Origin of the sequence: Mesorhizobium sp. M0052, from assembly GCF_040323255.1 — a bacterium.
Taxonomy (GTDB): domain Bacteria; phylum Pseudomonadota; class Alphaproteobacteria; order Rhizobiales; family Rhizobiaceae; genus Mesorhizobium.
This window is the reverse complement of record NZ_JAMYUS010000009.1, coordinates 71,085-97,499: the sequence shown is the minus strand read 5'-3', so window position 1 is coordinate 97,499 and position 26,415 is coordinate 71,085. Positions and strand designations below refer to the sequence as shown.

General features: G+C 62.6%; 26 protein-coding genes. 15 read left to right on the top strand and 11 right to left on the bottom strand.

The features are described from left to right. Positions 1-63: 63 nt before the first annotated feature. Together cckA and NKJ77_RS14305 are read left to right on the top strand one after the other, a co-directional pair. Positions 64-2,634 carry a cell cycle histidine kinase CckA gene (gene cckA / locus NKJ77_RS14310; RefSeq protein WP_352535369.1) on the top strand — a complete coding sequence of 857 codons (2,571 nt, stop codon included), beginning with the start codon at positions 64-66 and terminating at the stop codon, positions 2,632-2,634. Positions 2,635-2,718: 84 nt separating this feature from the next. After that, positions 2,719-3,429, top strand: coding sequence for a purine-nucleoside phosphorylase (locus tag NKJ77_RS14305; protein ID WP_023736554.1), 711 nt, complete (start codon positions 2,719-2,721; stop codon positions 3,427-3,429). A gap of 5 nt (positions 3,430-3,434) precedes the next feature. Here NKJ77_RS14305 and NKJ77_RS14300 read toward each other — a convergent pair whose 3' ends face one another. Further along, complete coding sequence (locus NKJ77_RS14300; protein WP_023670924.1) at positions 3,435-3,737, bottom strand: ribbon-helix-helix domain-containing protein; 303 nt, start codon at positions 3,735-3,737, stop codon at positions 3,435-3,437. A gap of 220 nt (positions 3,738-3,957) precedes the next feature. On the opposite strand from NKJ77_RS14300, the gene NKJ77_RS14295 reads away from it, so the two are divergent. The 3 genes from NKJ77_RS14295 to NKJ77_RS14285 all read left to right on the top strand — a co-directional run bounded on the left by NKJ77_RS14295 (position 3,958) and on the right by NKJ77_RS14285 (position 6,581). Further along, positions 3,958-4,353 carry a VOC family protein gene (locus NKJ77_RS14295; protein ID WP_023684616.1) on the top strand — a complete coding sequence of 132 codons (396 nt, stop codon included), beginning with the start codon at positions 3,958-3,960 and terminating at the stop codon, positions 4,351-4,353. A gap of 80 nt (positions 4,354-4,433) precedes the next feature. Continuing rightward, entirely contained in the window at positions 4,434-4,958 is a 525-nt protein-coding gene (locus tag NKJ77_RS14290; RefSeq protein ID WP_352535368.1) for a gluconate 2-dehydrogenase subunit 3 family protein, read from the top strand. 51 nt (positions 4,959-5,009) lie between these two features. Next, positions 5,010-6,581 (top strand): GMC family oxidoreductase, encoded by a 1,572-nt coding sequence (locus NKJ77_RS14285; RefSeq protein ID WP_023684618.1) that lies wholly within the window; start codon positions 5,010-5,012, stop codon positions 6,579-6,581. A 64-nt stretch (positions 6,582-6,645) separates the two neighbouring features. On the opposite strand, the gene NKJ77_RS14280 is transcribed toward NKJ77_RS14285, so the two are convergent. After that, positions 6,646-8,559, bottom strand: a complete 1,914-nt coding sequence (locus tag NKJ77_RS14280) for a PhoX family protein (RefSeq protein WP_352535367.1) — start codon at positions 8,557-8,559, stop codon at positions 6,646-6,648. 117 nt (positions 8,560-8,676) lie between these two features. Next, a complete protein-coding gene (locus tag NKJ77_RS14275) occupies positions 8,677-9,072 on the bottom strand; it encodes a hypothetical protein (protein ID WP_023684620.1) in 396 nt (131 codons plus the stop codon). Between the two features lie 313 nt (positions 9,073-9,385). Between NKJ77_RS14275 and urtA the strand changes: the two genes are divergently transcribed. The 6 genes from urtA to NKJ77_RS14245 all read left to right on the top strand — a co-directional run bounded on the left by urtA (position 9,386) and on the right by NKJ77_RS14245 (position 15,877). Further along, positions 9,386-10,696, top strand: coding sequence for an urea ABC transporter substrate-binding protein (gene urtA, locus NKJ77_RS14270; protein WP_023684621.1), 1,311 nt, complete (start codon positions 9,386-9,388; stop codon positions 10,694-10,696). Positions 10,697-10,808: 112 nt separating this feature from the next. After that, on the top strand, positions 10,809-12,425 hold the full coding sequence (gene urtB, locus NKJ77_RS14265) for an urea ABC transporter permease subunit UrtB (RefSeq protein WP_352535366.1): 1,617 nt from the start codon (positions 10,809-10,811) through the stop codon (positions 12,423-12,425). Continuing rightward, positions 12,422-13,654, top strand: coding sequence for an urea ABC transporter permease subunit UrtC (gene urtC, locus NKJ77_RS14260; protein WP_023832058.1), 1,233 nt, complete (start codon positions 12,422-12,424; stop codon positions 13,652-13,654). The genes urtB and urtC overlap by 4 nt, the downstream gene beginning before the upstream one ends. A 4-nt stretch (positions 13,655-13,658) precedes the next feature. After that, positions 13,659-14,405 (top strand): urea ABC transporter ATP-binding protein UrtD, encoded by a 747-nt coding sequence (gene urtD, locus NKJ77_RS14255; protein ID WP_023696501.1) that lies wholly within the window; start codon positions 13,659-13,661, stop codon positions 14,403-14,405. Between the two features lie 69 nt (positions 14,406-14,474). After that, a complete protein-coding gene (gene urtE, locus NKJ77_RS14250) occupies positions 14,475-15,170 on the top strand; it encodes an urea ABC transporter ATP-binding subunit UrtE (RefSeq protein ID WP_023832059.1) in 696 nt (231 codons plus the stop codon). Between the two features lie 530 nt (positions 15,171-15,700). Further along, complete coding sequence (locus tag NKJ77_RS14245) at positions 15,701-15,877, top strand: hypothetical protein (protein ID WP_023670936.1); 177 nt, start codon at positions 15,701-15,703, stop codon at positions 15,875-15,877. A gap of 92 nt (positions 15,878-15,969) precedes the next feature. Here the strand turns inward: NKJ77_RS14245 and NKJ77_RS14240 are convergent, their stop codons facing one another. From NKJ77_RS14240 to NKJ77_RS14205, 8 genes are all read right to left on the bottom strand, one after another. Then, positions 15,970-17,115, bottom strand: a complete 1,146-nt coding sequence (locus NKJ77_RS14240) for a GGDEF domain-containing protein (protein WP_023742497.1) — start codon at positions 17,113-17,115, stop codon at positions 15,970-15,972. Between the two features lie 315 nt (positions 17,116-17,430). After that, positions 17,431-18,234: a DUF72 domain-containing protein gene (locus tag NKJ77_RS14235; protein WP_023832060.1), complete on the bottom strand. Its 804-nt coding sequence runs from the start codon at positions 18,232-18,234 to the stop codon at positions 17,431-17,433. 28 nt (positions 18,235-18,262) lie between these two features. Further along, entirely contained in the window at positions 18,263-18,727 is a 465-nt protein-coding gene (locus tag NKJ77_RS14230) for a GNAT family N-acetyltransferase (protein ID WP_023832061.1), read from the bottom strand. A gap of 34 nt (positions 18,728-18,761) precedes the next feature. After that, positions 18,762-21,683, bottom strand: a complete 2,922-nt coding sequence (gene uvrA / locus NKJ77_RS14225) for an excinuclease ABC subunit UvrA (protein WP_352535365.1) — start codon at positions 21,681-21,683, stop codon at positions 18,762-18,764. A 783-nt stretch (positions 21,684-22,466) separates the two neighbouring features. Next, on the bottom strand, positions 22,467-22,688 hold the full coding sequence (locus NKJ77_RS14220; RefSeq protein WP_155923853.1) for a hypothetical protein: 222 nt from the start codon (positions 22,686-22,688) through the stop codon (positions 22,467-22,469). A gap of 146 nt (positions 22,689-22,834) precedes the next feature. Then, positions 22,835-23,443, bottom strand: coding sequence for an ATP-dependent Clp protease proteolytic subunit (locus tag NKJ77_RS14215; RefSeq protein ID WP_023684630.1), 609 nt, complete (start codon positions 23,441-23,443; stop codon positions 22,835-22,837). A 29-nt stretch (positions 23,444-23,472) separates the two neighbouring features. Next, positions 23,473-23,940 carry an SRPBCC family protein gene (locus NKJ77_RS14210; protein WP_023819863.1) on the bottom strand — a complete coding sequence of 156 codons (468 nt, stop codon included), beginning with the start codon at positions 23,938-23,940 and terminating at the stop codon, positions 23,473-23,475. Then, a complete protein-coding gene (locus tag NKJ77_RS14205) occupies positions 23,937-24,251 on the bottom strand; it encodes an ArsR/SmtB family transcription factor (RefSeq protein ID WP_023706188.1) in 315 nt (104 codons plus the stop codon). Before NKJ77_RS14205 ends, NKJ77_RS14210 begins: the two co-directional genes overlap by 4 nt. 132 nt (positions 24,252-24,383) lie before the next feature. Here NKJ77_RS14205 and NKJ77_RS14200 point away from each other — a divergent pair, with 132 nt between their 5' ends. The 4 genes from NKJ77_RS14200 to NKJ77_RS14185 all read left to right on the top strand — a co-directional run bounded on the left by NKJ77_RS14200 (position 24,384) and on the right by NKJ77_RS14185 (position 26,414). Further along, positions 24,384-24,785, top strand: coding sequence for a hypothetical protein (locus NKJ77_RS14200; RefSeq protein WP_023730163.1), 402 nt, complete (start codon positions 24,384-24,386; stop codon positions 24,783-24,785). 210 nt (positions 24,786-24,995) lie between these two features. Next, the gene (gene ssb, locus NKJ77_RS14195; RefSeq protein ID WP_352535364.1) at positions 24,996-25,529 is read left to right on the top strand and encodes a single-stranded DNA-binding protein; all 534 of its coding nucleotides are present in this window, start codon (positions 24,996-24,998) and stop codon (positions 25,527-25,529) included. Between the two features lie 37 nt (positions 25,530-25,566). Further along, on the top strand, positions 25,567-25,965 hold the full coding sequence (locus tag NKJ77_RS14190; RefSeq protein ID WP_023726685.1) for a DUF2306 domain-containing protein: 399 nt from the start codon (positions 25,567-25,569) through the stop codon (positions 25,963-25,965). Positions 25,966-25,988: 23 nt separating this feature from the next. Beyond that, positions 25,989-26,414: an OsmC family protein gene (locus NKJ77_RS14185; RefSeq protein WP_023832065.1), complete on the top strand. Its 426-nt coding sequence runs from the start codon at positions 25,989-25,991 to the stop codon at positions 26,412-26,414. The last annotated feature ends 1 nt before the right edge of the window (position 26,415 follow it).

The window sequence follows — 26,415 nt, the reverse complement described above, 5'->3', positions numbered from 1 at the left end:
GATTAGGAGAATGTGATTCAACCGGCCGGGGGCGGTGTCGGACAACTCACGAGCAGGGGGCATATGGCCAGGGAAACGCGCGGCGATTTCTATCCGGTACCGATCGTCGATCAGAACACGCGGCCAGGCGCGGTTACCCGGCTCATCGTGTTCATCATCGTCCTGACCGGGGCCGCGCTCGTTTTCGGCATTTTCCGCGAGCGTCTTGGCGATCCGTTCCTGCTCGGCATGCTGGGCGTGCTTGCCATGATCGGCGTCGGCTTCCTGTTCGCCACGGCCATCGGCTTCGTGCAGATCGCGCCGCGTTCGACCGGGGATGAACTGTCGAAGGCCTTCGTCGATTCCATGTCGCAGGGCCTGATCGTCACCGACACGAAGGGCCGCGTGGTCTACGCCAACCGGGCCTATGCCGAGATGACCGGGGCTGCGTCGGCCGCCGATCTGAAGACGGTCGAAGGCCTGCTTTCCGATGTCCCCGAAGCTTCGGTGACCATATACCGGCTGGCCTCGGGCTTGCGCGATGGCCAGGCCGGCGACGGTGAGTTCCGGCTGGCACAGTCGATCCGGCCGGGCGCCGAACCCGGCGCGCGCTGGTACCGGGCGCGAGCCCGTACCTTCAGCGTTCCCGGTCAGCGCCTGCCGATGCTTGCCTGGCAACTCGCCGACATCTCGCAGGAACGGGCCGAGCAGGAGCGTTTCTTCCTCGACCTGCAAAAGGCTATCGACCATCTCGACCATGCGCCGGCCGGTTTCTTCTCGGCCGACCAGGAAGGCCGTGTCACCTACATCAACGCCACGCTCGCCGAATGGCTGGGCATCGATCTGGCGAGCTTCACCCCTGGCGCCGTGACACTCCCGGAAATCGTCGCCGGCGACGGCATGGCGCTGGTGCGCTCGGTCAAGGCCGATCCCGGCACCACCCGCAACGCCGTCATCGATCTCGATCTGACGACGACAACCGGCGAGGCGGTGCCGGTGCGCTTCATGCATCGGGTCTCGGCCAGCCGCGAGGGGACCAACGGTCCGACCCGCACCATTGTGCTCAACCGCACCCAGGGCGAGGACGCATCGGCCGACCTTCGGGCTTCGGAAGTGCGCTTCACCCGTTTCTTCAATTCGACGCCGATGGCCATTGCTGCCGTCGACAATGGCGGCCGCATCCTGCGCACCAACGCGCCGTTCCTGTCGCTGTTTTCCTCCGTCGTCGACGGCGACGCGGTTGACCGCCGCGTGCGGCTGGACACCGTGATCCATGAGCGCGACCGGCCGGCCTTTGCCGCCGCGTTCGAAAAGGCGCGGCTGAGGCAGGCCGACATCGAGCCGATCGACACGCTGCTGCCAGGCAATGAGGAGCGTCACATCCGCTTCTACGTCAACGCCGTCGCCGACGGCACCGGCGAGGGCGCCGAGGAATCGGCCATCGTCTATGCCGTCGAGACCACCGAGCAGAAGGCGCTCGAGGGCCAGATGGCGCAGAGCCAGAAGATGCAGGCGGTCGGACAGCTCGCCGGCGGCATCGCCCACGACTTCAACAATGTGCTGACCGCCATCATCATGGCGTCGGATCTTTTGCTGACCAATCACCGGCCGTCGGACCCGTCCTTCCCCGACATCATGAACATCAAGCAGAATGCCAACCGGGCGGCCTCGCTGGTGCGGCAGTTGCTCGCCTTCTCGCGCAAGCAGACATTGCGGCCGGAAGTGCTGAACCTGACCGACGTGCTTGCCGATCTCCGGATGCTGCTTGCCCGCCTGGTTGGCAACGAGATCAAGCTGAAGGTCGACCACGGCCGCGATTTGTGGCCGGTCAAGGTCGATATCGGCCAGTTCGAGCAGGTGGTGGTCAACCTGGCCGTCAACGCGCGCGACGCCATGCCGGCCGGCGGCGACCTCACCGTGCGCACCCGCAACGTCACCGCCGAACAATGCAAGAGCTTCTCCTACCGCGAGCTCACGCCTGCCGACTATGTCGTGGTCGAGGTCGAGGATAGCGGCTCGGGCATTGCGCCGGACGTGCTGAAGAAGATTTTTGAGCCGTTCTTCACCACCAAGGAAGTCGGCAAAGGCACCGGCCTTGGCCTGTCGATGGTCTATGGCATCATCAAGCAGACCGGCGGTTTCATCTTCTGCGATTCCGAAGTCGGCAAGGGTTCGACCTTCCGCATCTTCCTGCCGCGCCATATCGTGGAGGCGAAGAAGCCCGGCGACGTCAGCGAGGCGCCGGCTGCGCCGGTGAAAGCCGCCGACAGCGCCAAGGACCTGTCGGGCTCGGCCACTGTGCTCCTCGTCGAGGACGAAGACGCCGTGCGCATGGGCGGCTCGCGGGCGCTGACCTCGCGCGGCTATACCGTCCATGAGGCCTCCTCGGGCGTCGAGGCGCTGGAAGTCTTCGAGGCGCTCGGCGGCAAAGTCGATATCGTCGTGTCCGACGTGGTGATGCCGGAAATGGACGGACCGACGCTGCTCGGCGAACTGCGCAAGCGCCAGCCCGACATCAAGTTCGTCTTCGTGTCCGGCTATGCGGAAGACGCTTTCGCCAGAAACCTGCCGCCGGACGCGCAATTCGGCTTCCTGCCGAAGCCGTTCTCCCTCAAGCAGCTGGCCACCGTGGTCAAGGATGTGTTGGAGTCTTAGGGCGCCCTAATTCAAAGCTTGCGCAATGACGTGACGCTGCCATGATTGCAGGCGAAACGGGCGGCGGGTATTGGGGAGCATGTCGTGACGCCGCACAACGAGGCTGCCAGGGGCGACTATGCCGCAACGGTGCTGTTACCGGGCGATCCGCAACGCGCCGAGTGGATGGCAAAGACATTTCTTGAGGCACCGCGCTGCGTCAACCGCCGCCGGGGCGCACTCGGCTTCACTGGTCTCTATCGCGGCCGTCCCATCAGCATCCAGGCCACCGGCATCGGTGTCCCGTCTTTCCTGGTCTATGTGCATGAACTCCTGGATGTTCACGGCGTCAAAACGCTGATCCGCACAGGTACCTGCGGCGGCCTGACACCCCGCGTGCCGCTGCGCTCCTTGGTGATCTCGCAGTCGGTGCGCGCCGAAAGCGACCAAAGCGGCCAGGTCTTCGGCCTCTACGATGCTGCCGCCGGGCCCGATCCCGGCCTGTTCGCCCACGCTTTGGCCTGCGCCGCCCAGCTCGGCATCGACCACCAGGCCGGGCTGACCATCTGCAGCGATGTCTTCTACCACCCTGAAGGGCGCGACCGCTTTGCCGAAGCGCAGGCGCTTGGCGCTCTCGCTGTCGATATGGAAACCAGCGCACTCTACCGAATCGCGGCGCATTTCGGCGCCCGCGCGCTGTCGCTGCTGACCGTCGTCGACAACATCGTGACCGGCGAACAGACTGCCTATTCCGAACGTCAGGCGCTGTTCACCGATATGGCGCGGCTCGGGCTCGACGTTGCGGCGGAAGGCTAGCTTCCTCAGGCCGCTTCGCGCTTCGGCGTCAGCTCATCCATGTCTGGCCGGTGACCGCGCAGATAGAGCGCGCAGGTGGTACGCAGCATCGACGCGAAGTTGGGAATGGCGCCGTTGATCTCGATCGCCTCGTCATAGAGTTTTGAGATGAACTTCGGCGTCGTCAGGCCCTGGCTGTCGGCAATTTCGTCAAGCAGCGCCCAGAACGTTCCTTCAAGCTGGATACTCGTAGAGTGACCGTCGATGCGGATCGACCGGTTGATCTGTCGATAGCCTTCCGGATCCTGCCCGGCAAAAACCCTGCACATCCTTACCTCCCGATATTGTTGGTTTTGGGCGCAGCGTGTCGCGCCTTCAAGTTGTGGTTGTCCCTGCATGTTCGGCCTTGTGGGCCGAATCGGCAATCGGACTTTCGTCTTTAGGCGCAGGCATAGCAGCGATTGCAAATTTAGCCGTGGTAACCGGCTGCCACCACCTTTCGCGCGTGCCGCCCATAATCGCCTCCAACATGCAGCGGCGGAGACTGATTTGGCGAAGGCAATCCATTCCATGATCCGGGTTCTCCAAGAGGCCAGATCCGTCGATTTCTACAGAAACGCTTTCGGGCTCGACGTCGCCGACAGGCTGGATTTCGAGACATTCACGCTGATTTACCTTGCCAACGCCGAAACGGGGTTCGAGCTCGAACTCACCGTGAACAAGGGCCGCACCGAGCCTTATGGGCTTGGCGACGGTTACGGCCATCTGGCGGTCTCGGTGTCCGATCTCGACAGCGAACACGACCGGATCGGCGCGCTCGGCCTCAACCCCAAGAAGATCGTCGAATTCAACCGCGACGGATCGCTGATCGCCCGCTTTTTCTTCATCGAGGACCCCGACGGCTACAAGATCGAGGTTCTGCAGCGTGGAGGGCGCTTCCAGTAGGGGATTATCAGCCGCATTCAGCCGCGCGGCGCCAGCAACGGCGCTGTTCAAGGGCGCAAACAGCAAGCAGGGAGGAACAAATGGTCACGATCTATGACGCGAGGCTCTCACGTCGTGAACTTCTCAAACGCGGCGGCATCGGCGCGTTGCTCGTCATTTCCGGCAGCGCCGTCATCAGCCCTGAAAATGCCTGGGGGCTCGAGACATCGGCGCTCAAGCCCGAAACCATGGCGACGCTGATCCAGATGGCGCGCGACATCTATCCGCACGATCAGGTGCCCGACAAATACTACGCCATCGCCGTAAAAGGGCATGACGAGCAGGCTGGCAAGGACGCTGCCTACAAGGCGATGATCGAAGACGGCATCGCCGACCTCGACAAGAAGTCGGGCGAGGGCGGCTATCGCGGCCTCGGCTGGGAGGAGCAGCGCGTTGCCGTGCTACTGCAGATCGAGGCGACGCCGTTCTTCCAGTCCATCCGCGGCGGCCTCGTCGTCAGCCTCTACAACCAGCAGGAGGTGTGGCCGATCTTCGGCTACGAGGGCGAATCCTACTCCAAGGGCGGCTACATCGCGCGCGGTTTCGACGACATAGAGTGGCTCTGAGCCCTTCCGTCGTTCTGAAACCCGGCAAACAGGAATTCATGGGAGGAAACCATGGCAGCTTCATTTGATCTCAACAACGACGGCGTGGTCGTGATCATCGGCTCCGGCGCCGGCGGCGGCACGCTCGGCAACGAACTCGCCCAGAAAGGCGTCGATGTCGTCATCCTCGAGGCCGGCGCGCGCCACGAATACGAGGATTTCATCAATGACGAGTGGGGTTCCTTCAGCCAACTCGCCTGGACGGACAAGCGCACAACCTCAGGCGACTGGCGGGTGTCGAAGGATTTCCCCAATTTGCCGGCCTGGATCGTCAAATCGGTCGGCGGCTCGACCACGCACTGGGCCGGCGCCTCGCTGCGCTTCCAGGAGCATGAGTTCAAGACGCTCTCGACCTACGGCAAGCTGGAAGGCGCCAACCTGCTGGACTGGCCGGTCACATTGGCCGAGATGGAGCCTTACTACGCCAAGGCGGAAGCCAAGATGGGCGTCACCGGCACCAATGGCTGGCCGCGGCTGCCCGGCAACAACAACTTCAAGGTGCTCAAGGCCGGCGCCGACAAGCTCGGCTATAAGGAATGTCATACCGGCAACATGGCAATCAATTCGGTCGAGCGGGACGACCGCAACTCCTGCCAACAGACCGGCTTCTGCTTCCAGGGCTGCAAATGGGGCGCCAAATGGTCGACGCTCTACACCGAGATTCCCAAGGGTGAGGCGACCGGCCATCTCGAGGTCCGGCCAAACGCCATGGCGATCAAGATCAACCATGACGCTAGCGGAAAAGTGACCGGCGTCGTCTATGCCGACAAGGACGGCAAGCTGCAGGAGCAGAAGGCCCGCATCGTTGCCGTCGCCGGCAACTCGATCGAAAGCCCGCGCCTGCTGCTGAACTCCGAGTCAGCGAAGTTTCCGCAAGGGCTTGCCAATTCGTCGGGGCAGGTCGGCAAGAACTACATGCGCCACACCACCGGTTCGGTCTACGCCATTTTCGACCAACCGGTGCGAATGTATCGCGGCACCACCATGGCCGGCATTATCCGCGACGAGGCGCGGCACGATCCCTCACGCGGCTTTGTCGGCGGCTATGAATTCGAGACGCTGTCGCTCGGCTTGCCCTTCATGGCCGCCTTCCTCAATCCCGGCGGCTGGGGCCGTTCCTTCACCACCGCGCTCGACCACTATGATCACATGGCTGGCCTGTGGATCGTCGGCGAGGACATGCCGCGCGCGGAAAACCGCGTCACGCTGCACAAGGACGAGAAGGACGCGCACGGCATGCCGATCGCCGACGTGCATTTCGATGATCATCCCAACGACACGGCGATGCGCAACCATGCCTACAAGCAGGCCACAGCGCTTTACGATGCGGTCGGCGCGACGCGCTCCTTCCCGACGCCGCCCTATCCCTCAACCCACAATCTCGGCACCAACCGGATGAGCGAAAAGGCGGAAGACGGCGTCGTCAACAAGCACGGCCAGGCGCACGACATCAAGAACCTGTTCGTGTCGGACGGCAGCCAGTTCACGACCGGTGCGGCTGAAAATCCGACGCTGACGATCGTGTCGCTGGCTATCCGCCAGGCCGAATACATCGCTTCGCAAATGTCGGCCAAGACGATCTGAGCCGTCCTCCCGGATCGCTACGCGGAACGCGCATGGCGCGTTCCGCCTTTTTCACTAGGACTCACTATACGCCGACCGGCTGTCCGTCCCTGCGGCGGATGGCGACGACGGAAGGTCGCGGCAACTGGCCGTCTTTGAAATCGGGCCATAGCGTCTGCGCCTTGTCGAGCGTCTCGGCATCTTCCGCAGGGTGCTGCACCGACAGGAACAAAGTCGTGCCGTCCGGCGTGAAGCACGGGCCGGTCGCTTCGGCGCCGTGCGGGCAGGTGAACAGCAGCTTCGGCAGGCCGCGCGCCGCACCTTCGGTGTCGACGCCATAGACGCCGTCCGGCAGGTCGAAATCATTGGCGCCGTCCGTCGCCACCCACAGCCGCCCCGCCGGGTCGAAGGTGATGTTGTCGGGGCAGACGAACCAGCCATTGTCCGACGTGTCCGGATGAAAAGTGGCGCCGACCTTGGCATCTTTCGGGTTGCCGCAGAGCACGAACAGGTCCCAGGCATACTTTTCCGCCGTGTGGTCGGCATCCGCGCCGCGGCCGCCGGGCGGGATCAGTTCGACAATATGGCCCCAGAGATTTTCCGGCCGCGTGTTGGCCGGATTGACCTTTGACTGGTCGCGCTTCTTGTTCTTGGTCATCACCGCATAGACGCGGCCGGTCACCGGATTGGTCTCGATGTCCTCGGGCCGGTCCATCGGCGTGGCGCCGAGCGCATCTGCCGCAAACCGCGTCTTCAACAGCACCTCGGCCTGGTCGGCAAAACCGTTCTCGACGGTAAGCTTGCCCTGGCCGTGCACCAACGGCAGCCACGTCATCGAGCCATCGGCATCGAAGCGGGCGACCGACAGCACGCCATCGTCGAGCAGATCGGCGCCGGAGGCCGGGTTGGCCTTGTCATAGGCCTTGGCCGAGACGAAGCGGTACATATATTCGAAATAGTCGTCGTCACCCATATAGACGACAACGCGGCCGTCCTTGTTGAGGACCACGGTCGAGGCCTCATGCGACATGCGGCCAAGTGCCGTGCGCTTCACCGGCCTGGACTGAGGATCGTAAGGGTCGATCTCGACCACCCAGTCGAAGCGGTTGGCCTCGTTCGGTTCCTTGTCGAGGTTGAAGCGGTCATGGAAGCGGCCGCGGCCATAGATGTCGGAGCCGTCGAAGCCGTAACGGTCGAGCAGGTCGGCAGTCGGCGCCTTTTTAGGGTCGCCGCCGAAAATGTCGGACACGCCTTCCTCGCAGGTCAGCACCGTACCCCAGGGGGTGAAACCGCCGCTGCAATTATAGCTGGTGCCGAGCACTTTCGTGCCAGTCGGGTCGGCCGAAGTTTTCATCAGCGCATGGCCGGCAACCGGTCCGGAAACGGTCATTTCGGTGTTGGCGGTGATGCGGCGGTTGAGCGGGCTGTCCGCCACGGTTTCCCACTTGCCGTCCTTCACCTGCACCTCGAGGATCGAATGGCCCATCGCGGCCATGCCGAGATTGACCTGTTCCCTGGTCATCGTCTTGCCGGCATCGCCCTCGGTCATCCCCGGAAACATCACATTGGGCGAGATGTATTCGTTGTTGACGCAGAGCAGGCCATGATCGGAATTCACCGTGCCCTTGGGCAGCGGCATGAAGGCGATGTAGTCGCAATTGTAGCCGAAGCGCTTTTCCTGTTCCTCCGCCGCGACCTTGTTGCCGTCGAATTCGGCGAGGCCGGCTGCAAGCGGGTCGCCCCAGCGCGCGACGATGGTCGTCTCATAGCCTTCGGCGGCGGCATGGGTCTTGTCGTAGACCCGCTTCAGCTCGGGAAAGCCGAGCGTCGACTGCGCTGCGGCGGCATGCGTTTCGCCGGCAAACAAGGAGCCGACAAAGCTGCCGCCGGCAATCAGCGCGCCGGAGGCGAGGCTGCCTTTCAAAAGAGACCGGCGCGAGACGCGCTCGGCAATGATTTCGCGGATGACGGGGGAGGATGAAGACGGTGTATTGGCCATGGTGTCTGCCTCTCAGGGTGGATGTTACGGCGCACCGTTGCCCTAGTCTGCTTAGGCAACATTCACATGACATAAGAGGAAGGTTTTGCCGCAACTGGGCGCGGCACTACGCATCGCTCAGCCCTTGGTGCAGGTCGAGGCGGTGAAGGCGCCGTCGGGCTGCTTCAGAATGATGTCGAATGACGGGGCGGTCTCGCCGTCCAGTGTTGCCTGTGTCATGGAGACGGAGTTGCCACCGGTGGTATAGCCGCCCAGCGGCCCGAGCCAGGTGATCTCGCCATTGGCGTTCATCTGATAGTTGTAGCCTTGCAGCGCCGTTCCGAACGTCACCGGGCCGGTATAGACATTGCCCTTGATAGTGATGTCGCCGAGGTTGAGGAAGGCGCCGAGCAAATAGACCTCGCAATGATAGGTGCCGTCAGGAAGTTTGCCCTCGCTGAAATCGGCGCGCGCGGCGCCGCTCGTTGCCATCAGCAGCAGGATGCAGGAAATGCGTGAGATGCGAGATGTCATGACGTCTCTCTTTTGAAGGGCGAGCTTGCCCTATTTTTGCGCGGTGCCGCAACATTGTTCGCCCGGAACCCACGGCCGGAGATCAAAAACTAGGCATTTGTCTCAATTGGGCGAAAATTAGGCAAAAGTGGTGTGCGCTGCGCAAATTTGCCTCAATCAATTTTTACCGGCTGCCTTTTTGTTTCTCCAGGCTAATATACCAACCGGCTGATAACGCTCGGCTATTCCATCTTTGTGAGCGGCGCCTTCGCGTTTGGCACGGCAGTTGCTTTGCATTGTCGCGGTGCAATCAAACAGCTTGGGAGTCTTCGGTATGAGGGGTAATTTCTCCACAATAACAAAAATGTTTTCGGCGGGCGTGATCGCCGCCGGCCTGTCGATGTCGTCTCCGGCCAAGGCCGCCGAAGACACGATCAAGGTCGGCATTCTGCATTCGCTATCGGGGACCATGGCGATTTCGGAGACGACGCTGAAAGACGCCATGCTGATGCTCATCGAAGAGCAGAATGCCAAGGGCGGTCTGCTCGGCAAGAAGCTCGAGGCGGTCGTTGTCGATCCGGCCTCCAACTGGCCGCTCTTTGCCGAAAAGGCGCGCGAGCTGATCTCGAAGGACAAGGTCGCCGCCGTGTTCGGCTGCTGGACCTCGGTGTCGCGCAAATCGGTGTTGCCGGTGTTCTCGGAACTCGACAACATCCTGTTCTACCCCGTCCAGTATGAGGGCGAGGAAAGCGAGCGCAACGTGTTCTACACCGGCGCCGCCCCGAACCAGCAGGCGATTCCTGCCGTCGATTATCTCATGAGCGAGGACGGTGGCTCGGTGAAGCGCTGGGTGCTGGAAGGCACCGACTACGTCTATCCCCGAACCACCAACAAAATCCTCGAGGCCTATCTGAAGGCCAAGGGCGTCGCCGCCGAAGACATCATGGTCAACTACACGCCGTTCGGCTTCTCCGACTGGCAGACCGAAGTCTCCGCAATCAAGAAATTCGGCTCGGCCGGCAAGAAGACCGCCGTCGTCTCGACCGTCAATGGCGATGCCAACGTTCCGTTCTACAAGGAACTCGGCAACCAGGGCATCAAGGCCGAGGACATCCCGGTCATGGCCTTTTCGGTCGGTGAGGAAGAACTGGCCGGTCTCGATACCGCGCCGCTGGTCGGCCATCTCGCTGCCTGGAACTATTTCGAGAGCGTCGACACACCCGAAAACAAGAAGTTCATCGCCGACTGGCACAAGTTCATCAAGAATGACAAGCGCACCACCAACGACCCGATGGAAGCTCACTATATCGGCTTCAACATGTGGGTGAAGGCGGTCGAAAAGGCTGGCACCACCGATCCCGACAAGGTCATCGACGCCATGGTCGGCGTGTCCGTGCCGAACCTCACCGGCGGCTATTCGACCATGATGCCGAACCATCACATCACCAAGCCGGTGCTGATCGGCGAGATCCAGGCCGACGGCCAGTTCGAGACCGTGTCGCAGACGCCCGGCCTCGTGATGGGCGACGAATGGTCCGACTATCTGCCCGATTCCAAGGACCTGATTTCGGATTGGCGCGCGCCTCTGTCCTGCGGCAACTTCAACGTTGCCACCGGCAAATGCGGCGGCAAGGGCACGAACTGATCCCTCCCGGGACTGACCGATCGTGGACGCGTCCACGATCGGTACCGCCAAGCGTCCGGGCGCTTCAGCCCGCCCGGACGCGGAATTTCCCCACAGAAGAGTATCTGAACGGATGATCCTGTTGCGCACTCTCGGCCTCATGCTGGTGTTCCTGGTGGCAAGCCTATTGCCGTCGAACGCAGCCGAAGCCGATCTGCGCGCCATCGTCGCCAAATTCGCCACGGGCACGGGCTTTGCCGCCACTGAGGCCGTCGTGCGCGAACTTGCCGCCACCGGCGATCCGCTGGTTGAACGGCCGCTTGCAGCGCTCGCCGAAGGCAACCTTTACATCCGTAAAGCCGATTCAGCCGTCTTCGTCGGCAGTGAGGCCGCCGACAGCGTCACGCTGCTCGACCCGCTGAGTGGCGAGAAAGCCGGCGACGCCCCCAAGGCCGACATCACGAAGATCAAGGTCAACAACACGCTGCGTCGTGTCATCCGAGATGCGCTGGGAACGCTGACGTTGCGCGCGAAAGATCCTTCTGTCCGCATCGCCGCCGCCGACACCATGTTCAAGACCCCCGATGCCGCCAATATCGAGCCGCTCGATGCAGCCATCGCCGCCGAGACCGACGCCAAGGTCAAGGCATTGTTCGAACAGGCGCGCGCGGCATCGGTGCTGGTCTCCGATAAGCCGGAGGCCGACAAGCTTGCCGCCATTGCCCTGATCGGCGCGCGCGGCGACCGCGACGCGGTCTCGCTGCTCACCGCGGTCGAGGCCAATGCGCAAGGCGCGGTCAAGGATGCCGCGGCGGCGGCAATCGCCAGCATCAATTCGAGCCTGGCCCTGTGGGATGCCGGCCAGAACATATGGTACGGCATCTCGCTTGGCTCGGTGCTGCTGCTGGCCGCCATCGGCCTTGCCATCACCTTCGGCGTCATGGGCGTCATCAACATGGCGCATGGCGAGATGGTGATGCTCGGCGCCTACACCACCTTCGTCGTCCAGCAGGTGATCCGAACCTCATTCCCCGGCCTGTTCGACTGGTCGCTGGTGATCGCGCTGCCGCTCGCCTTCCTGGTTGCCGCTTCCGTCGGCCTGATCATCGAGCGCGGCGTCATCCGTTTCCTCTACGGCCGGCCGCTGGAAACGCTGCTCGCAACCTGGGGCGTCTCGCTTGTCCTGCAGCAGGCGGTGCGCTCGATCTTCGGACCGACCAACCAGGAGGTCGGCAACCCCTCCTGGATGTCGGGATCGTTCGATGTCGGCCAACTCGCCGTCACCTGGAACCGCCTCTGGATCCTGGTCTTCGCGCTCACCGTCTTCGGCGTGCTGCTCTTTGTTATGAAGCGCACGCCCTGGGGCCTGCAGATGCGCGCCGTCACCGCCAACCGCCGCATGGCCGCCTCGATGGGCATCAGGACGCCTTGGGTCGATGCGCTGACCTTTGCGCTCGGCTCCGGCATTGCCGGCATTGCCGGCGTCGCGCTCAGCCAGATCGACAATGTCTCGCCCAATCTCGGCCGCGGCTACATCATCGACAGCTTCATGGTCGTGGTCTTCGGCGGCGTCGGCAATCTCTGGGGCACGCTGGTCGGCGCCTTCTCGCTCGGCATCGTCAACAAGGTTCTCGAACCCTATGCTGGCGCGGTGCTCGGCAAGATCGTCGTGCTGGTGCTGATCATCCTGTTCATCCAGAAGCGCCCGCGCGGCCTGTTCGCGCTCAAGGGCAGGGCGGTGGAAACATGATCACGGGACGCTTCTTCGCCGCGGGTGCCGACCGTCGCATCGCCATCACTATTTTCATCCTGCTGACGGCCGCCATTATCGTGCCGCTGCTCAACCTCGCAGTGTCGCCGCAAAGCGCGTTCTATATTCCGTCCTACATCGTCGCGTTGACGGGCAAGTACCTCTGCTATGCATTGCTTGCCTTGGCGCTCGATCTCGTCTGGGGCTATTGCGGCATCCTCTCGCTCGGCCATGGCGCCTTCTTCGCCCTCGGCGGCTATGCGATGGGCATGTACCTCATGCGCCAGATCGGCTCGCGCGGCGTTTACGGCAATCCGATCCTGCCCGATTTCATGGTGTTCCTGAACTACAAGGAATTGCCCTGGTTCTGGACCGGTTTCGACCACTTCTGGTTCGCCGCCATCATGGTGCTGGCGGTGCCCGGCCTGCTCGCCTTCGTCTTCGGCTGGTTCGCCTTCCGCAGCCGCGTCACCGGCGTCTATCTCTCCATCATCACCCAGGCGATGACCTACGCGCTGCTGCTCGCCTTCTTCCGCAACGACATGGGTTTCGGCGGCAACAACGGCTTGACCGATTTCAAGGATATTCTGGGCTTCAACGTGCAGGCCGACGCCACCCGCTCGGCCCTGTTTGCCGCCAGCGCCATCATACTCGCGCTCGCCGTCTTCATCACCTGGGCGATCGTCGGCTCCAAATACGGCAAGCTGCTGATGGCGGTGCGCGACGCCGAGAGCCGCACCCGCTTCCTCGGCTGGCGGGCGGAGAACGTGAAGCTGTTTGCCTTCACCGTCTCGGCTGTCATGGCCGGCATCGCCGGCGCGCTCTATGTGCCGCAGGTCGGTATCATCAATCCCGGCGAATTCGAGCCATCCAATTCCATCGAAGTCGTGATCTGGGCAGCCGTCGGTGGGCGCGGCACCATTGTCGGCCCGATCGTCGGCGCGCTGCTGGTCAACGCCGGCAAATCCTGGTTCACCGGCCTGCTGCCGGAGTTCTGGCTGTTTGCGCTCGGCGGCCTGTTCGTCGCCGTAACCCTGTTCCTGCCCAAGGGCATCGTCGGCATGTGGGATTCCTGGCGCGGTAACGCTCGGGCGATGCGGGCTGCAGCGATTGCAGAGGAAGCGGGCACAGACCCTGATGCCGCGCCGCCATTGAAGATCGTGCGCAACGCAGCAACAACGCCCGGTGCCTGGTCCGCGTCCGGGCCTGAACCGCAGCCGGCGGAATAGAGCGATGTCGAAGTCCAACACCATCCTCTATCTCGACGGCGTCTCGGTCTCCTTCGACGGTTTCCGCGCCATCAACAATCTGTCGCTGGTGCTCGACAAGGGCGAGATGCGCGCCATCATCGGTCCCAACGGCGCCGGCAAGACGACGATGATGGACATCGTCACCGGCAAGACCCGGCCCGACGAGGGCGAAGTGTTCTTCGACGGCCAGGTCGATCTGACCCGGCACGACGAGGCGGAGATCGCCATGATGGGCATCGGCCGCAAATTCCAGAAGCCGACCGTCTTCGAAAGCCACAGCGTCGAAGACAATCTGATGCTGGCGCTGAAGGGCCCGCGCTCGATCTTTCCGGCGCTGTTCCATCGCCGCTCGGCCGCCGAAGCCAGACAGATCGACGACATCCTCGGCATCATCCGGCTGGGCGACAAGCGCCACGATCTGGCAGCCAATCTCAGCCATGGCCAGAAACAGTGGCTGGAGATCGGCATGCTGCTGGCGCAGGACCCGAAGCTGCTTTTGGTTGACGAGCCGGTCGCAGGGATGACCGATGCCGAGACCGAGGAAACCGCGCGGCTGCTCAAGGACATAGCGCGCGACCATTCGGTCATCGTCGTCGAGCACGACATGCATTTCGTGCGCGAACTCGGCGTCAAGGTCACCTGCCTGCATGAGGGCTCGGTGCTGTCGGAAGGCTCGCTCGATTTCGTCTCGGCCGACGAGCGGGTTGTCGAAGTTTATCTCGGGAGATGAGCATGGTCTGGCGGGTGCAATTCCATCGCTTCGACTTTCCGTTCCTCCGCTTCTGGAGAAGGCGCTGACATGCTCGAAGTTTCCAACGCCACGCTCCATTACGGCGCTGCTCAGGCGCTGCGCGGTGTGTCGCTGACGGCGGGTGCCGGCAAGATCACCTGCGTGCTCGGCCGCAACGGCGTCGGCAAGACCAGTTTGATGAGATCGATCGTCGGCCACCACCGGCTGACGAGCGGAAGCGTTGCCTTCGAGGGGAAGGCGCTCGACCGGAGCGCGGCGTATGATCGCGCCCGGTCGGGCATCGCATTCGTACCGCAGGGCAGGGAGATCTTTCCGCTGCTGACGGTGCGCGAAAATCTGGCGTCCGGCTTTGCGCCCTTGAAGCGCGCCGACCGCAACGTGCCGGCGCATGTCTTCGAACTGTTTCCGGTGCTGAAGCAGATGCTGGGGCGCCGCGGCGGCGATCTCTCAGGCGGCCAGCAGCAGCAGCTCGCCATCGGCCGGGCGCTCGTCATGCGGCCGAAACTGCTGGTGCTCGACGAGCCGACCGAAGGCATCCAGCCCTCGATCATCAAGGACATCGGCCGCGCCATCCGCTATCTGCGCGACCAGGCCGGTATCGCCGTTCTGCTGGTCGAGCAATATCTGGATTTCTGCCGCGAGCTCGCTGACGAGGTCAACATCATGGACCGCGGCCAGATCGTCCACACCGGCCCGGCCGAAGATCTCGACCGGGCGGACGTCAGGAAGTTTCTGACGGTTTAACGCAGGTCGACGGCTGCACGGATCGTACACGTCGAAGATTGGCTGAAATGCCCACAATCACTTCGTCATTCTAGGGCGGAGCCAAGGAGCGGAGCGACGCGCGCAGACCCTAGAATCCATGCCGCGACATCAGCCAAAGAGTGCCGCGATGCAGAACAAGATCGCTTCTGCGGCACATTGGCATTCCACATTCTGCACCGTTAATGACGCTTCTTCGTCCCGGCATGGATCCCTGGGTCTTCGCTCCGCTTCGCGTCGCTACGCCCAAGGATGATGAAGTCGCGAAGGTCCGCACCCGTTGCGTCGGACTTTCGTCCAGGCCGCCACACTCTGGCACGCCGAATACTGCATGCTAGTCTTTCCTAGGCCTCGGTGAGTCGGCCGCTTCCGTATCAGTCTGGTTCTGTAGCAGATCGAGGGAATATGCTGGCTCAGCCTGCAAGTTCCACGCAAGCAAGCCACCCTACCTTCCCTCGCAGTTCTGATTGTCGGTCAATGCGTTCAGATAATCTTGCCAGGAGAATAGGGCTATGGAACGGTTCGTCGAGGACCACCAGAAACGACGGCTGACAGAGCGTGTCGACATCATTACCGCCATCAACATTCTGCGCTCGCAAGGCTACCAGCAGGATGAGCTGATCGGCGAAATCACCAAGGTTTTCTACGTCGACCTCGACACTTACAACGAGATCGTCATAGCGGCCTAAAAGCGCGTCGCGCCTGAACGGCCTCATGCGACGCGCTTTGGGGTGTTGTTTTACGTGTGGTGAGGTTCAGGCCGGCTGAATATCAGCCCAACCTACCCGGCGCGCCGGAAGGCGAGCACACGGTTGCGGCCGCCGCGCTTGGCGCCGTAAAGCGCCTTGTCGGCGGCGCTGAGCACCTTGTCGAATTTGGTGCCGCCCTCGCTGCCGAAGGCGTAGCCGGCGCTGACCGTGCAGGAGAGCAGGCGGGTCTCGGTATCGATCCGGCGCATGGCAAAACTGGCCCGGATGCGCTCGGCTATGAATTCCACCTTTTCAGGCAAGGTGCGATCGAGCACCAATGCAAATTCCTCTCCGCCCATGCGCGCGGCGACATCGCCTGGCTGGAGATTGGCGGTCAAATCCTTGGCGAACAGTTTCAGCACCTCATCGCCGGTGGCATGGCCGAACTCGTCATTGATGGCCTTGAAGCCGTCGAGATCGAACACGATCACGGCGGTGAAGGACCGGACCGGTGTTTTGCCGTGAAGGTCGAACAAAGCGCGCCGGTTGAGCAGTCCGGTCAGCGGATCGGTCAGCGCTTCGCGGCGATGATGCTGCGCCAGGCGTCCCTGGTTGAGCGCCAGCGAGAGCGCGCCGATGCCGGTCATGCAGGCGATGACGACGATGAGGCTGAAATCCTCGGCCCAGTTGCTCGGAGCATGGCCAAGCACCAGCCTGCCATCCCAGACAAGTGCACCGGAGCACAGCACGAAGGAAATTCCGGTAGCGGTGTAGAGCCCGGCAATGCCGAGGATAGGGGCAGGGAATTCCGTACGACCCTTCCAGTATTCATAGGCCGTCGCAAACAGGAGCAGCGCGGCAAAGGCATTCTCCAGCATGAAGCCCAGCCCGTCATAGCCAAGCGCCATCGGCGGCAAGGCGACTGCCAGCGAGACGCCGGCGCCGACAGCAATGCGGGGCAGCGGTGACCTCCCTGTCGTGAACTGATGGGCCGCGCCCAGCATGGTCGCGAAGCCGAGCAGCAGGAACGTGAAGCTGGCGAGGCCGAGCAGGCGCCCGGGCGCGTCGATATAGGCCTGGTAGGCGAAGACGTCGGCAACGATCAGAAGCACGCTGACGGCCCATGTCAGCAGGAATTTTTCCGAGCGCGCGGTAAGCCAGATGCCGAACAGCGTCAGGCCGAGGCAAGCGGCGGAAAACCCGACAGCCAACAGAAGGGAACTGTAGTCGAGCGACATGCCCTCGTCCTTGCGCGCGGCGGCCGGCCTATAGAAAGGACCCGCACCGGATTTATGCAGGAAGGAGGTATCGATAAGGTTACGATGCGCATAAGCTATCACGCTTCGGTTCATCGTAGCAATTCTGGGTTGAAACCCTTTTCAAGGGAAAGCGCTGCCCGCTTTCCCGGGAAAACCGTTCCACACTTTTCCTGGAATTGCTCCTAATGCATGTCGCCCAGAAGTGTGCCGCGGTTCTGGGACAACGGCATGCATCAGGACAAAGACTTAAATCGCGACGTATGAATCCGGTTCAGCGCGACGCGCTTTAACCGATCAGCTCACCCGCTTCATCAGCGCCATGGCGCCGAACGGCGCGCGCACCTTGCCCTCGGTGATGAAGTAGACGAACACGTCGCGCGGTTTCACCGGCGCGTCGAAAGTCGGATCGGCGCGCCGCAGATCTGCCGGCTGCTTGCCTTGCGCCCAGGTCTTCACCCGCGCTGCCCATTCGTCCAGGCCCTTCGGCGTATAGCAATCCGGATTGTCGTCGCTGCCGGTCTGCAGCCGCGCATAGATAAAATCGCCGGTGATGTCGGCGATACCAGGATATTTGGCATGATCGGCATAGACGATCGCCGCCTTGTATTTGCGCGCCAGGCTCACAAATTCCGGCACGCTGAAACTGTCGTTGCGCACTTCCAGCGCATGGCGCAGCGCGACGCCATCCTGCTTTTCCGGCAGCAGCTTCAGGAAGGCCTCGAAATCGTCGGCGTCGAACTTTTTCGTCGGCGCGAACTGCCACAGGATCGGGCCCAGCTTGTCGCCCAGCGCGGCAATGCCGGAGCCGAGGAAGCGCGTCATGGACTCGCCGGCTTCGCCAAGCACGCGCCGGTTGGTGACGAAGCGATTGCCCTTCAGCGAATAGACGAAACCGTCCGGCGCCTCGCCAGCCCATTTGACGAAGGTCGGCTCCTTGAAGCTGGAATAGTAGGTGCCGTTGACCTCGATGCTCGGCACCTGGCGGCTGGCGTAACTCAGCTGCTTGGCCTTGGAAAGCTTGTCCGGGTAGAAAGACGTATCCCAGGGTTCGAAAGTCCAGCCGCCCATCCCGGCGCGGATTGTTCCTTGGCTGATCATCGTCTTCCTCCCAGTTCTAAAAATGCGGTCAGGCTATTTTTCCAACCGGTTTGATCATGTCGACCACGGTCCATCCGGGACGGTGGGGATTGGCTCGGCGGCCCGTTTCGTGGAAGCCATAGGCCGTATAGATCTCGATGTTCCCCTCCATGCGCGAATTGGTGTAGAGCCGCACCTCCGGCACACCCCATAGCCGCGCCTGTTCCTGGGCGAAGTCGAGCAGCGCGGTACCGAGTTTCCTCCCCTGAAAAGCGGGGGAGACCGCGACGCTGAAGATCATCGCATGATCGGGGTGGCGCTCAATAACGATCAGCCCGGCGAGTTCCGCGCCGCTCTCCAAGAGCCAGACCTCGCCACGCTCGATGCGTGGCGCATAGTCCTCGGTGACTGGGAGCGGCGGCGCGCCTAACAGGGGCGTGTAGTGCTCATAGGCGGTCTGCGTCAGCGAGACGACTCCGTCGAGATCACCGGCAAGCGCCTGTCGGACTGTCATTCAAAGCTCTCCAGGCGCCCGACCGGTCTGTCAGTTACTCCGCCGCTTCGCGCTTGCCTCCGGGCCGCCGCTCCAAAAGCTCCTTCAGGAACTGGCCGGTGTAGCTGCGCTTTTCGCGCACGATCGCTTCCGGTGTGCCTTGTGCCACCAGTTCGCCACCGCCATCGCCGCCTTCGGGGCCGAGGTCGAGCACCCAGTCGGCGGTCTTGATGACTTCGAGATTGTGCTCGATGACCACCACCGTGTTGCCTTGGTCGACCAGCTCGTGCAGCACTTCCAGCAACTTGGCGACGTCGTGGAAGTGCAGGCCGGTGGTCGGCTCGTCGAGGATGTAGAGCGTCTTGCCGGTCGCCTTGCGCGACAATTCCTTGGCGAGCTTGATGCGCTGCGCCTCGCCGCCCGACAGCGTCGTCGCCTGCTGGCCGATATGGATGTAGCCGAGGCCGACCTGCTTCAGCGTCTCCAGCTTGTCGCGCACCCCGGGCACGGCGGCAAAGAAATCGACGCCTTCCTCGACCGTCATGTCCAGGACGTCGGCGATCGACTTGCCTTTGAACAGGACGTCGAGCGTCTCGCGGTTGTAGCGCTTGCCGTGGCAGACGTCGCACGTGACGTAGACGTCGGGCAGGAAGTGCATCTCGATCTTGATGACGCCGTCGCCCTGGCAGGCCTCGCAGCGGCCGCCCTTCACGTTGAAGGAGAAGCGGCCCGGCTGATAGCCGCGGGCCTTGGCCTCGGGCAACCCGGCAAACCAGTCGCGGATCGGTGTGAAGGCGCCGGTGTAGGTGGCCGGGTTCGAACGCGGTGTGCGGCCGATCGGCGACTGGTCGATGTCGATGACCTTGTCGAGGAATTCGAGGCCCTCGATGCGGTCGTGATCGGCCGGATGCTCGCGCGAGCCCATGATGCGGCGCGACGCCGCCTTGAACAGCGTCTCGATCAGGAAGGTCGATTTGCCGCCGCCAGACACGCCGGTGACGGCGGTAAAAGTGCCGAGCGGGATTTCGGCAGTGACGTTCTTGAGATTGTTGCCGCGCGCGCCGACGATCTTCAGCCGGCGGTTTTTCTTGGCCTCGCGCCTGACACCGGGCGTGGCGACTTCGAGCGCGCCCGACAGATATTTACCGGTGATCGAGTTGGGATTGGCCATCACCTGCTGCGGCGTGCCCTGGGCGATGATCTCGCCGCCATGAATGCCGGCGGCCGGACCCATGTCGACGACATAATCGGCATGCAGGATGGCGTCTTCGTCATGCTCGACGACGATCACCGTGTTGCCGATGTCGCGCAGATGCTTCAGCGTGTCGAGCAGGCGGGCATTGTCGCGCTGGTGCAGGCCGATCGACGGCTCGTCCAGCACATAGAGCACGCCGGTGAGGCCGGAGCCGATCTGCGACGCCAGCCTTATGCGCTGGCTCTCGCCGCCCGACAGCGTGCCGGAATTGCGCGACAGCGTCAGATAGTCGAGGCCGACATCGTTGAGGAAGCGCAGGCGGTCACGAATTTCCTTGAGAACGCGCACCGCGATCTCGTTCTGCTGGTCGTTGAGATGTGGCGGCAGATCGGTGAACCATTTGTCGGCGTTGCGGATCGACAGCTCTGTGACTTCGCCGATATGCTTGCCGGCGATCTTCACCGCCAGCGCTTCCGGCTTCAGCCGGTATCCCTTGCAGACCGGGCAGGGCGTCGCCGACATGAAGCGCTCGATCTCCTCGCGCATCCAGGCGGATTCGGTTTCCTTCCACCGCCGTTCGAGATTGGGAATGACGCCCTCGAACGTCTTGGTGGTCTTGTAGGAGCGCAGGCCGTCATCATATTGGAAGGTGACCTCGCGCTCGCCGGTGCCGCGCAGGACGGCTTCCTTGGCCTCTTCGGTCAGGTCTTTGAACTTGTCGCCGAGCTTGAAGCCGTATGCCTTGCCCAGCGCTTCCAGCGTCTGCGCATAATAGGGCGAGGTCGATTTCGCCCACGGGCTGACGGCGCCGTCGCGCAGCGACACGTTTTCGTCCGGCACGATCAGGCTGGCGTCGATGGCGCGCTGATTGCCGAGGCCGTCGCAGGTCGGGCAGGCGCCGAACGGGTTGTTGAACGAGAACAGCCTGGGCTCGATCTCCGGAATGGTGAAGCCGGAAACCGGGCAGGCGAATTTTTCCGAGAACAGGATGCGCTCATGCGTCTCGTTCTTCGATTTGTTGACCGAGTCCTCGCCGGTCTGGCTGGCGTCGAGCGGCCGGTCGGCGAACTCGGCCACCGCCAGCCCTTCGGCGAGCTTGAGCGCCGTTTCGATGGAATCGGCAAGCCGTGTCGCCAGGTCGCCGCGCACGACGATGCGGTCGACGACGACGTCGATGTCGTGCTTGTACTTCTTGTCCAACGCCGGCACGTCGGCGATCTCGTAGAAGACGCCGTCGACCTTGACGCGCTGAAAGCCCTTCTTCTGCAGCTCCAGCAGTTCCTTGCGATATTCGCCCTTGCGGCCGCGCACGATCGGCGCCAGCAGGAAAAGGCGCGTGCCTTCCTCGACCGCCAGCACCCGGTCGACCATCTGGCTGACCGTCTGGCTTTCGATCGGCAGGCCGGTCGCCGGCGAATAGGGGATGCCGACGCGCGCGAACAGCAAGCGCATGTAGTCGAAGATCTCGGTGACGGTGCCGACCGTCGAACGCGGGTTCTTCGACGTGGTCTTCTGCTCGATCGAGATGGCCGGCGACAGGCCGTCGATCTGGTCGACATCCGGCTTCTGCATCATTTCGAGGAACTGGCGCGCATAAGCCGACAGGCTCTCGACGTAACGGCGCTGGCCCTCGGCATAGATGGTGTCGAAAGCAAGCGACGATTTGCCGGAGCCCGACAGGCCGGTCATGACGATCAGGCTGTCACGCGGCAGGTCGAGATCGACATTCTTTAGGTTGTGTTCGCGTGCCCCGCGAATGGAAAGGTATTTATGGTCGGCCATCGCCGGTCGCCGCCTCAGGTCTGGTGTCAGTGGGATCGGCGGGTTTTCCCGGCCATTCCCTATGTAGGTATTTTTGCCGCCACGTCGAGAGACGCCACACTTCTCGACCAAAGCCGTTTAACCGTCTTTCGCGCGAACGGGCAAGCGGAAAGAACAAAGACCGAACACGCTCCTGACAAAGCTGTGCAGAAACTGACAAGGGTGTTTCAGAAACTGACCCTGACGTAAGCTCCCGGCGATCACATTTTCCGTAACCGGCTATTCAAGGTTGACGCCGTCGAATCAGGGGCGCACTCTGCCGGAGTCAACGGAGCCGGCCGTCTTTGATGGCCTCGCCGCCCATAGCGGCCTGCGAGACGCCGCAGGTTTTTGCGATTTGTGCTTCGGATTGACACCAGTCGCAACGGACATAGGAGCGGAGCATGACGCCACCGGATAGTCCCTTGAGGCTCCACCTGCTAGTGGAGCCGCGGCGGGCATAAGTGCCAGGTAGTTTCAAGGCATTGGAGTGTATGCGTCCAAACGAACGCATCGCGTCAGTCCAACAAACCACCAGACAAACCGTGACCTGCCGAATCCCACAAAAATCAGAGACGGCTAGTCGGATCGTCGGCTGAATGCCGCGAAGCATCCGAAATCAAAGTCGGTATAACACTACCGGCAGTTTGGATTTGGAATCCAAAAAAAGCCCCGACCGTTAGCGGAAGCGACGGCGGGGCTGTTCTTTTGCGAGGAAGTCGTCGGCGCAGGCTTTCTCTCCCGTATAGTAGCTGGGAGAAGGGGCTACCGGCGCGGCGGCTTGATCCCACCCGTGCCAACATCGACAGTGATGCTGCCGGAAATCCTGACATCGGTGTCGCCGATCTTGAACGTGCCGTTCTCGCCGGCAGACAGCGCGTCGTCCGGCTCCGGCTGCGGCGCGGGCTTGGCGATGCGGTAGTCGCCGGTCACGCCGGGCAGGGCGCCTTTCCGCGACGTGCTGGTGCTGCCCCCGGCAAAGGCCATGCTCGATGTCGCCGCCGTGATGGCAATGGCTATGGTCAGTCTGTTCAGGTGGTAGCGCATGGCAAGACTATAGTGCCGCGCTCAAGGCGAGGCCAGACCAGCGGCGTTGAAATTGAGGGAACACCGGCCTGCATTCAATCCGCCGATCAGGCCGCTGCCTGCTTGCGGGTGTCGAAGACGTGGTCGACGAGGCCCCAGTCCTTGGCCTCCTTCGCGGTCATGAAGAAATCGCGGTCGAGCGTGCGTTCGACCTCTTCGTGGGTGCGGCCGCAATGGTGAGCGTAGAGGTCGGCCATGTGCCGCTTGGTGCGCAAAATGCCTTCGGCGTGACGCTGGATGTCGGAGGCCTGGCCCTGGAAGCCGCCCAAAGGCTGATGCAGCACGATGCTGGCATTGGGCAGCGCGATGCGCCGCCCCGGCGTTCCCGCCATCAGCAGGAAGGAGGCCATCGACGCGGCAAAGCCCATGCACACGGTCGACACCGGGCAGCTGACATATTGCATCGTGTCGTAGATGGCGAAACCGCTGGTCACCACGCCGCCCGGCGAGTTGATGTAGAGCGAGATCTCCTTGTCGGGATTGTCCGATTCCAGCGACAGGAGCTGGGCGCAGACCAGCGCCGACATGCCGTCATTGATCTCGCCATTGACGAAGATGATGCGCTCGCGCAGCAGCCGCGAGAAAATGTCGAAGGCGCGTTCGCCGCGGCTCGATTGCTCGATCACCATCGGCACCAGATTGGCAAAGCCGCTCATCTCATTGTCTCCGTTTTGATTTTTCCGGTTCAGGCGGCGCGCAGCAACAGGCGTGGCGCGTTGGCGGCGACAGGCCGCTTGGGCTTGTATGCGCGCAGCCAGAGCCGGCAGCCGGCGCCGGCCATCGCGACCGCAGGCGTCAGGACAAACCCGTCATGGACGATGCGCAGATGCGTGCCGCCGGAAACGGTGCGGGCGAGTGTGAAGGTGACGATGCTCCCCAGCTCCTCGCGGTCGGCGTCGCCGGAACGCTCGCGCCAGGAATAGCGCAGCAGGCGCCCCGGTTCGGCATCGAGCACTTCGCACTCGATCGGCTTCTCAGGCCCGGCAAAGGCAAAGCGGCTGCCGGTTTCCGGATTGATGTCGTTCGGCATCATCCATTCCGCCAAGAGGTCCGGCACGGTCAGTGCCCGCCACACTTTTTCCGGTGCGTCCGGCAGATCGCATTCGAAGGCGAGGGCATCTTTGGCGGTCTGCGTCTGCTTTTCGTCGGTCATTGGTCCATGTCCTTCAAAACGACCTTCAGTCTTTCGATGCGCTCCGGCCAGAATGCGCGGTAGCGTTCGATCCAGCCGAGCAGCGGCTCGAGCCCTTGCGGATCGGCGCGATAGTAGGCGTTGCGGCCGGCGCGTCTTTCGCTGACCAGGCCCGCGCCGCGCAGCACGGCAAGGTGCTGCGACACCGCCGGCTGCGACACGCTCATGCCGGTGCGCAACTCCGACACGCTCATCTCGCCGGAAGTCAGCCGCTCGTAGACGGCGCGTCGCGTCGGGTCGGCCAGGGCGCGAAAAATCTCTGCTTCGATCATGGCAAAGCATAAGTCGATACTTATCGATTTGGCAAGGGGTGTTTTGAATGCTGCGTATTGATTGGATCCTGCCGGGCCTCTAAGCCGTGGGGAACAAGATGGGCCGATCATCGCGAGGCAGGAGTAGTATTTATGAATTCCAACGTCGATCTTTCGTCCGCCGAGAACCTCAACGAGGCTCTGAGGCTCTATCGCCGCCTCGTACTCGGTATAGGAGCGATCGCCGTCATCGGTTTCGTGGCCGTGATCTTGTTGGCCAAGCTGGGTACGGCGCTATCGCCGCCATACGGGATTTACATCTTCGGCGAAGGATTGGGGACCTGGGGCCTGATCGCGGTGGTAGCGGCGCTCGTCGCTCAGGTGTGGTGGCACGGGCGCGCGATCGGGAAATTGCTGAATGACCCGGCTCTGAAATCTGAACCTGCAGTCGGGCTGATGTCGGCGCCAACCGTGATCGCACAGCGCGCCCATGGCATGGGCATGGAGTGGAGCGGCTTTTTCGGTCCGTTGCGGCCAGCTAAAAAACGGCGCTGACGACACCGCTTCTCGCCCCTGCGTGTCAGCTAAATCCACGCGCCCGCGTCGGCGATTGCTGCCATTCCTTGACAATCCGTGGTTAACAGTATAGGAACGAAAAGGGAACAAAAACCTTGTGGGAAAAGCCAGCCGCGGCAAGCCAGGATTGTGCGCGGCCTGTAAGGTGAACGACTTGAAATTTGTTTCGGATGAGTACGGAGAAGTGTCATGGCGGGTAGCGTCAACAAGGTCATTCTGGTCGGTAACCTCGGCGCGGACCCTGAAATCCGCCGCCTGAATTCCGGTGATCCGGTCGTCAACATCCGCATCGCCACGTCGGAAAGCTGGCGCGACAAGAACTCCGGCGAGCGCAAGGAAAAGACCGAATGGCACAACGTGGTCATTTTCAATGACCAGATCGCCAAGGTCGCCGAGCAGTACCTGAAGAAGGGCATGAAGGTTTACGTCGAAGGCCAGCTGCAGACACGCAAATGGCAAGACCAGACCGGCGCCGACAAGTACACGACCGAAGTCGTGCTGCAGAAATTCCGCGGCGAGCTGCAGATGCTCGATTCTCGCGGCGAGGGCGGCGGTCAGGTCGGCAACTATGCCGGCGGCGCCGGCGCGAGCCGTGGCTCGGATTTCGGCCAGTCTGGCCCCAATGAGAGCTTCAACCGCGGCGGCAATAGCGGTGGCGGCGGTTCCAAGGGCGGCGGTGGCGGCGGCTCGTCGCGCGAACTGGACGACGAAATCCCGTTCTGAGCTGACGATAGTCAGCGATATCTGAGGAGAGGGTGCGATGTCGCTCGGACCGCTTCTATCGGCGCGCCCTCCCATTCCATGGCACGCCTTCGCGGCCCTTGCCGCGCTGGCCGTTGGCGCTACGCAACTGGCGCTGCCGAAAGGCACGACGCGTCATCGTGTCGTCGGCTATGCCTGGGCGGCGCTGATGATGGTCGTCGCCATCTCCAGTTTCTGGATCCAGCAGATACGCCTCGTCGGTCCGTTCAGCCCGATCCATCTCTTGTCGATTTTAGTGTTGATCGCCGTGCCGCTTGCGGTCTGGCACGCGCATATGCATCGGGTCGCCAAACATCGCAGGGTCATGATATCGCTGTATGTTTTCGCCCTGATCGGCGCCGGCGTGTTCACGCTGCTGCCGGGGCGGATCATGCACACGGTCGTCTTCGGCCAGTGACGCTTTCTGAAAGGAAGATTGCCGTGAAAGCACGGATTAAATGGGTCGAGGAGCGCACCTTCGTCGGCGAGTCCGGCAGCGGCCACAAACTGGTGCTGGGGACCGCCCCCGGGCCGGAAGGCAAGACGCCAGGTCCGAGCCCGATGGAACTGGTGCTGATCGGCACCGGCGGCTGCTCGGCCTATGATGTCGTCCACATCCTCGAAAAAGGCCGCGAGGCGATCGAGGACTGTGTTGTCGAACTCGACGCCGACCGGGCCGAAACCGACCCGAAAGTCTTCACCCGCATCCACATGCATTTCATCGTCACGGGCCACGCGCTGTCGCGCGACAAGGTCCAGCGCGCCATCAACCTGTCGATCGAGAAATACTGCTCGGCCTCGGCCATGCTGGCCAAGACGGCTGTCATCACCCACGATTTCAAGGTCGTCGATACGGCGGTGGAGTAGG

Excerpts from the sequence above, each read along its gene's own strand:
- cckA (WP_352535369.1), top strand. The coding sequence starts at position 64 with ATGGCCAGGGAAACGCGCGGCGATTTCTATCCGGTACCGATCGTCGAT.
- NKJ77_RS14300 (WP_023670924.1), bottom strand. The coding sequence starts at position 3,737 with ATGTGCAGGGTTTTTGCCGGGCAGGATCCGGAAGGCTATCGACAGATC.
- NKJ77_RS14290 (WP_352535368.1), top strand. The coding sequence starts at position 4,434 with ATGGTCACGATCTATGACGCGAGGCTCTCACGTCGTGAACTTCTCAAA.
- NKJ77_RS14285 (WP_023684618.1), top strand. The coding sequence starts at position 5,010 with ATGGCAGCTTCATTTGATCTCAACAACGACGGCGTGGTCGTGATCATC.
- NKJ77_RS14280 (WP_352535367.1), bottom strand. The coding sequence starts at position 8,559 with ATGGCCAATACACCGTCTTCATCCTCCCCCGTCATCCGCGAAATCATT.
- NKJ77_RS14275 (WP_023684620.1), bottom strand. The coding sequence starts at position 9,072 with ATGACATCTCGCATCTCACGCATTTCCTGCATCCTGCTGCTGATGGCA.
- urtA (WP_023684621.1), top strand. The coding sequence starts at position 9,386 with ATGAGGGGTAATTTCTCCACAATAACAAAAATGTTTTCGGCGGGCGTG.
- urtB (WP_352535366.1), top strand. The coding sequence starts at position 10,809 with ATGATCCTGTTGCGCACTCTCGGCCTCATGCTGGTGTTCCTGGTGGCA.
- urtC (WP_023832058.1), top strand. The coding sequence starts at position 12,422 with ATGATCACGGGACGCTTCTTCGCCGCGGGTGCCGACCGTCGCATCGCC.
- urtD (WP_023696501.1), top strand. The coding sequence starts at position 13,659 with ATGTCGAAGTCCAACACCATCCTCTATCTCGACGGCGTCTCGGTCTCC.
- urtE (WP_023832059.1), top strand. The coding sequence starts at position 14,475 with ATGCTCGAAGTTTCCAACGCCACGCTCCATTACGGCGCTGCTCAGGCG.
- NKJ77_RS14245 (WP_023670936.1), top strand. The coding sequence starts at position 15,701 with ATGGAACGGTTCGTCGAGGACCACCAGAAACGACGGCTGACAGAGCGT.
- NKJ77_RS14240 (WP_023742497.1), bottom strand. The coding sequence starts at position 17,115 with ATGTCGCTCGACTACAGTTCCCTTCTGTTGGCTGTCGGGTTTTCCGCC.
- NKJ77_RS14235 (WP_023832060.1), bottom strand. The coding sequence starts at position 18,234 with ATGATCAGCCAAGGAACAATCCGCGCCGGGATGGGCGGCTGGACTTTC.
- NKJ77_RS14230 (WP_023832061.1), bottom strand. The coding sequence starts at position 18,727 with ATGACAGTCCGACAGGCGCTTGCCGGTGATCTCGACGGAGTCGTCTCG.
- uvrA (WP_352535365.1), bottom strand. The coding sequence starts at position 21,683 with ATGGCCGACCATAAATACCTTTCCATTCGCGGGGCACGCGAACACAAC.
- NKJ77_RS14220 (WP_155923853.1), bottom strand. The coding sequence starts at position 22,688 with ATGGCCTTTGCCGGGGGCAGCACCAGCACGTCGCGGAAAGGCGCCCTG.
- NKJ77_RS14215 (WP_023684630.1), bottom strand. The coding sequence starts at position 23,443 with ATGAGCGGCTTTGCCAATCTGGTGCCGATGGTGATCGAGCAATCGAGC.
- NKJ77_RS14210 (WP_023819863.1), bottom strand. The coding sequence starts at position 23,940 with ATGACCGACGAAAAGCAGACGCAGACCGCCAAAGATGCCCTCGCCTTC.
- NKJ77_RS14205 (WP_023706188.1), bottom strand. The coding sequence starts at position 24,251 with ATGATCGAAGCAGAGATTTTTCGCGCCCTGGCCGACCCGACGCGACGC.
- NKJ77_RS14200 (WP_023730163.1), top strand. The coding sequence starts at position 24,384 with ATGAATTCCAACGTCGATCTTTCGTCCGCCGAGAACCTCAACGAGGCT.
- ssb (WP_352535364.1), top strand. The coding sequence starts at position 24,996 with ATGGCGGGTAGCGTCAACAAGGTCATTCTGGTCGGTAACCTCGGCGCG.
- NKJ77_RS14190 (WP_023726685.1), top strand. The coding sequence starts at position 25,567 with ATGTCGCTCGGACCGCTTCTATCGGCGCGCCCTCCCATTCCATGGCAC.